5 protein-coding genes are annotated in these 4,820 nt (G+C 41.0%); 2 read left to right on the top strand and 3 right to left on the bottom strand.

Annotated features, from left to right (window positions below; genetic code table 11):
* On the top strand, positions 1 to 676 hold a 676-nt coding region (locus DBR30_RS01465; RefSeq protein ID WP_146181341.1), incomplete at its 5' end, for a DNA-primase RepB domain-containing protein.
* 433 nt (positions 677 to 1,109) lie between these two features.
* Here the strand turns inward: DBR30_RS01465 and DBR30_RS01460 are convergent.
* From DBR30_RS01460 to DBR30_RS01450, 3 genes are all read right to left on the bottom strand, one after another.
* Entirely contained in the window at positions 1,110 to 1,640 is a 531-nt protein-coding gene (locus DBR30_RS01460; protein ID WP_108541362.1) for a phosphatase PAP2 family protein, read from the bottom strand.
* A 436-nt stretch (positions 1,641 to 2,076) separates the two neighbouring features.
* Positions 2,077 to 2,862 (bottom strand): COG4705 family protein, encoded by a 786-nt coding sequence (locus DBR30_RS01455; protein WP_068977111.1) that lies wholly within the window; start codon positions 2,860 to 2,862, stop codon positions 2,077 to 2,079.
* Positions 2,863 to 2,992: 130 nt separating this feature from the next.
* A complete protein-coding gene (locus DBR30_RS01450; protein ID WP_005337484.1) occupies positions 2,993 to 3,778 on the bottom strand; it encodes a COG4705 family protein in 786 nt (261 codons plus the stop codon).
* A 133-nt stretch (positions 3,779 to 3,911) separates the two neighbouring features.
* Here DBR30_RS01450 and DBR30_RS01445 point away from each other — a divergent pair, with 133 nt between their 5' ends.
* On the top strand, positions 3,912 to 4,346 hold the full coding sequence (locus tag DBR30_RS01445) for an EamA family transporter (RefSeq protein ID WP_068977125.1): 435 nt from the start codon (positions 3,912 to 3,914) through the stop codon (positions 4,344 to 4,346).
* Positions 4,347 to 4,820 lie beyond the last annotated feature (474 nt).

Here is a 4,820-nt window from a genome sequence, read left to right as displayed (position 1 = left end):
ATCTATATCAGAGCATTCTGGAATGCTTTTTGTTTCTGACACTAGCGATATCAAACTAAAAGTGTTGAATGATGCAGGATTTAATGCGGCGGCAATAATAGAAACTCGCCATGGAGTATATGATGCTTGGATTAAAATAGCAGAAAGATTAGATCCAGAAATAACAAGAGAGGCAGCTCATTTATTAGAAGAAGAGTTTAATGTCGATGTGTCATCTAGTAGGTATGGAAAACTCTCAGGTTTTAACTGCCATAAAGATGGGGAGAGTTTTTTTGCTAGATGTATTCAAGCTACAGGACTAATTGCAAAACGAGGTAGGCAAATGATAGAAAAAGTACAAAAAAAATTAGAAATTAGAAAAAATAGGTTAGCACGCCTTACCAGAATAACAGCCTGGATTCATATCCCTTACAAAAAATTGAGTTTTATAGATAAGTGCATTCAGGTCTATCAACCATTGGTGAAGAAATTTCATGATGATTTAGAACAATCTGATATTACTTTTGCAGAGATAATGATAAAGAATGGGTATAGTGAAAAATTGATCATGAAAGCTATAATTGAATTAAGTCCTGCTTTAACAGAAAATGCAGATGAGTATGCAAAAAATGTAATAACAAGCACACCAACCATTAGGTTTATCCTAAAACACAAGGGAGATGTAATCGAGTGGTAGAACCACATGCTCGGCATTCAGAAAGTAACGCTGGTTAAATTATGAAAAATGGACTTGATAATAAATTAAGCGTTGTCTATCTCGGAGGTAGAGGAGAATATCTGCTCTCGCAGAGACCGCTATAAAAGCCTTGCGGTGAATTTAAAACCGTCTTTATAATGTGCGGGATGAAGTGGATACAATAGATAACTTATCTGCTGATTTTGGCAGGAGAGCCATCGTTGTGTGCAATCCTCATTACACCGCCAGCTCTTGCTACTAACGTATAGCTCTGGTTGTTAAGAGTTCCATACTTCAGAGGTGAATCTTGTGATATGGATGTAGACCCAGGAAGAATTGGAAGTCGAAGACCTATCGCCCAGAAGGCTTGGTATTAAAATGGCGATGTGCTCTTACACATCACCACTATGTGAAGCGAAAAGACTTCGATAAATTAATATCTATAGCTCATCAAAATCCCCTGAGCACCATCATTCATAATTCCAGGAGCGAACACCAACTGTTGATCATACGGAGTGGTAAACACGTAGCTAAACCCAGTGGCAATGACCGCACTGGCAATCACATCTCGCCAGTAATGGTTATCTGACTCCACACGAGACCAGCCCACAGCCCCAGCAGCAATGTAAGCAGGAAGCCCGTAGCTCCAACCGTAGCGCATGTGCAAATAGCTAGCTCCGCTAAAGGCCCATGCCGTGTGTCCAGATGGGAAGCTTTTCGAACCACCATTTGGCCGTGTTGCATCTACGGTGTTTTTTAAAATCTCGACAGTTGCCGTAGTCGATACAAAGGAGTAGCCAAAATCCTTCAACCCTTCATAGTCTTCTTTATACCAGGAGATCCCAGCCGCTATAGCGGGTATGGCAAACTGTCCAATATCACCATAAGTCTCAAATGCACTAGACGCATATACTGGACTAAAAAAACTACTAATAAACGCTGCGATAAATATTTTGTTTTTCATATAAAGTCCATTTCATGTTCATTTATCATCACATTAATCAAAATGATATATTTATCAACAGTTTTCTTGATAAACATGAAGTGACGCAGGAATAGAGTTTTAGCTCCACTTTTAATGGTTTACATTTGGGCATTTTAAGAGCTGTCAGCCTCTCGCGCGAAAGTTCCCATTGCTTTTTGTTCGTTATTTGAACAGTTGGCTAAAATTTCTCCCAAGTTAGATCTCATATTGAAGTAGTTTATTCCATTTTATTTCCTCACATTTATCAGCAATGGATTCTATTTTTCTCAATGTATCATCTAACATGATATCTAAATTATTAGTTATTTAACCAGGATGAACTTAATCAGCTAATCATTTTTGTAATTTTACTCTCTTAATAATAATTTCCATGATGTCATTTCAATCCAACACGGTAACTTATGTACAAGTATATCTATTCACCTCTATGACTAATTGTAATATGTGTACTGACCTTAGATGATTGATGCACGACTAGAGCTGATATTAATACTAAAAATATGACGCTGGTACTTGTCACTCCAAATCCCAATCCGCCATGTTTTTCCGGTTGTGATAGCAAGTCACCTATAGATGCACCTAACGGACGAGTTAACACATAGATTATCCAAAACGTTAAAACTACATTTACTCTAGCTATTAAATAGACAGCATACACAATGGATATAAGTCCGCCAAATAACAAGGTGGACTTTATGTATCCAATATCCATACCTTCTGAAACCCAATCTCCCGCTGCGGTTCCCAAAGCAAAAGTCACCAGAATGGCACTCCAATAGAAAATCTCTCGCTTAGGCGTATCTATAGAACGTATTGATAAAGTTTTTTCTTGGGTATACCAGAACCAAAATGTAGCAAGCAGAACAAGCGTAAACATGCTAGTTGAGACTTCCAATGGAACCCCTACCTGATCGGTTAGGTTATCTGTCACTAGCGTACCAAAAATACTAACAAGCACTACAGCTAGCCAATACTTCCAGGGAGTATATTTATCTGCGCGCAGTTGTATCACTATAGTTGAGAGTAAAATAGCCCCCATAAGTATGGATGTTATAGTTAATCCAAGTTTCATATTAAATATCAAGTAGTCAGCAGCAGTCTCTCCTACAGTGGTGGACATCATCTTAATGATCCAGAAGGTCATCGTTACCTCTGGCACTTTATTGAATAAACTCCTTTCTGATATACTCATGCTGTTCATTTGAAGTCCTTACAATGACATTTTCACAAGTCGTAATTCTATTGTTCAACTCGTCATGAATTGCTCGCCAATAATATTGGAGCAGATCATGTTATCCATGATGCAGCTCCAATGTAGTGTGCTTTTATAACTATCTCTCAGCGTCTAAATCCAAGGGGATCGTATCATTCTGTTTTCTTTTCATACTAGAAATATAGACCAGCACGGCAATCGCTAACAGTAACGTAATTGAAGCCGAATAGCGGCTGAGTTCCAAGCCGCCCTTGCTAAGTGGCTTATCCAGAAAGTCACCAACAACAGCACCGAGGGGACGGGTGATAATAAACGCAGCCCAGAACAACAATGTGCGAGAAACCTTAGTCCATAGGTAAGCCGCTACGATAGCTATCAGAATGCCACCAAACACTATAGAGCTGCCCGCATACCCAAATCCGGCATCATCGGCAGTCCAGTCTCCTAGAGCAGTACCGAGTGTTTGTGAAAACATGATGGTGATCCAATAGAACATTTCTGTTCTGGGTGAGGAAATCTGGCTGGATGATATTTCTCCCTGGGCTCGATACCAGACGCCAAACGAACCAAGCAGCAAAAGGAAAAGTATGGCGGAACCGCCAGCATAACCAATACCTAATGAACGATCTGCGAAGTCAGCCAGGGTTGTTCCAACAGTCGTCGTTGCAATGATGGTGACCCAATACAGTGTCGGGTTATAGGACTTGGCGGAGATCTGGGCGCTGACGGCCACAAAGAAAATGACTGCAAAAATGGCTGTACTTACCAGATAGCCTAGATCCATCGACATGGACACTGCATCTCCACCTGTTTCACCAAGCGTTGTTGCTAGAATTTTGGTGAGCCAAAATGCCAATGTTATCTCGGGCACTTTGCTTACTAAGTTGTTCGTTTGGTTATGCATGGTTCACCCTATCCTGTGGTTAGACGAATCGCCGTCTATCGCAGCATGTTGGAGATTTATTAAGAAAGACTTAAGCAAACCGTGTCCTGATAGAAATGTTTTTAGCATGGGGACAGCAAATTGAGGGGGGGAAATGGTTACGTCAACGGAGTGGTTTTATTGGGCCTTGTTGTCCGCAGTTTTTGCTGCCATGACTGCAATTTTTGCCAAGGTGGGTGTTCAGGGGGTGGACTCAGACCTAGCTACCTTGATCCGAACTGGGATCATCATCGTTGTTTTATCAGCATTTATTGCTTACACAGGCAAATGGGTCAACCCGTTGGAGTTATCACTTAAAACTTGGCTTTTCCTTGGCCTGTCCGGTCTTGCAACAGGCGCATCATGGGTGTGCTACTTCCGAGCACTAAAAATCGGGGATGCTTCTCAAGTCGCCCCAGTAGATAAACTGAGTCTTGTCTTAGTTGCTGTATTCGCGTTCACATTCCTTGGTGAACGTCCATCACCCCGAGAATGGCTTGGTATCGGGCTGGTAGCTGTGGGTGTCTTGCTGCTGGCGTTCAAACGATAACGACCAACGCAACAGTTAACGCAGCTTAGGTGTCATCCATCTTTCGAGTAAGCACACGAGTATTTCCAAGCTCGTTCAATTGTTTGGCTCTCCTTGGATCCGGCATCAGCACATTGAACCCCACTTAGGATGTGGAACTACGCATCTTAACTATGAGAATTCAGCTGTCGAAATTGTCTGTACAACAGACATTACTGTCGGCTTATTAGTGAAATCAACACTTTAAAATGGAACGTTTTTTGAGCTGAAAGCATCTTAAGACTTTCTTAATTTTGGTGATGTAATCTACATGAGACGAGGGGTTTGTGATTTGCGTCACGTTTTTCGGTGGTAAATGACTAAATGCTGATTAAGCCTTTGTTCAGCTTTGTTACCATTCTGCCGCAACATGACGGGACAGGGTGTTTCGCCTAGATATTTATATTTTGAGGCTGTTGATGGAGCTGCTATGCCTTTCATAATAAAAATTAAAAT

It is taken from the genome of Aeromonas sp. HMWF017 (assembly GCF_003061465.1).
In the GTDB taxonomy this organism is placed as follows: Bacteria; Pseudomonadota; Gammaproteobacteria; order Enterobacterales; family Aeromonadaceae; genus Aeromonas; species Aeromonas veronii.
This window is presented reverse-complemented; position numbering and strand designations above follow the sequence as displayed.

What these genes read in the sequence shown, in the direction of transcription:
- DBR30_RS01455 (WP_068977111.1), bottom strand. Translation starts at nt 2,862, where the DNA reads ATGAACAGCATGAGTATATCAGAAAGGAGTTTATTCAATAAAGTGCCA.
- DBR30_RS01460 (WP_108541362.1), bottom strand. Translation starts at nt 1,640, where the DNA reads ATGAAAAACAAAATATTTATCGCAGCGTTTATTAGTAGTTTTTTTAGT.
- DBR30_RS01445 (WP_068977125.1), top strand. Translation starts at nt 3,912, where the DNA reads ATGGTTACGTCAACGGAGTGGTTTTATTGGGCCTTGTTGTCCGCAGTT.
- DBR30_RS01450 (WP_005337484.1), bottom strand. Translation starts at nt 3,778, where the DNA reads ATGCATAACCAAACGAACAACTTAGTAAGCAAAGTGCCCGAGATAACA.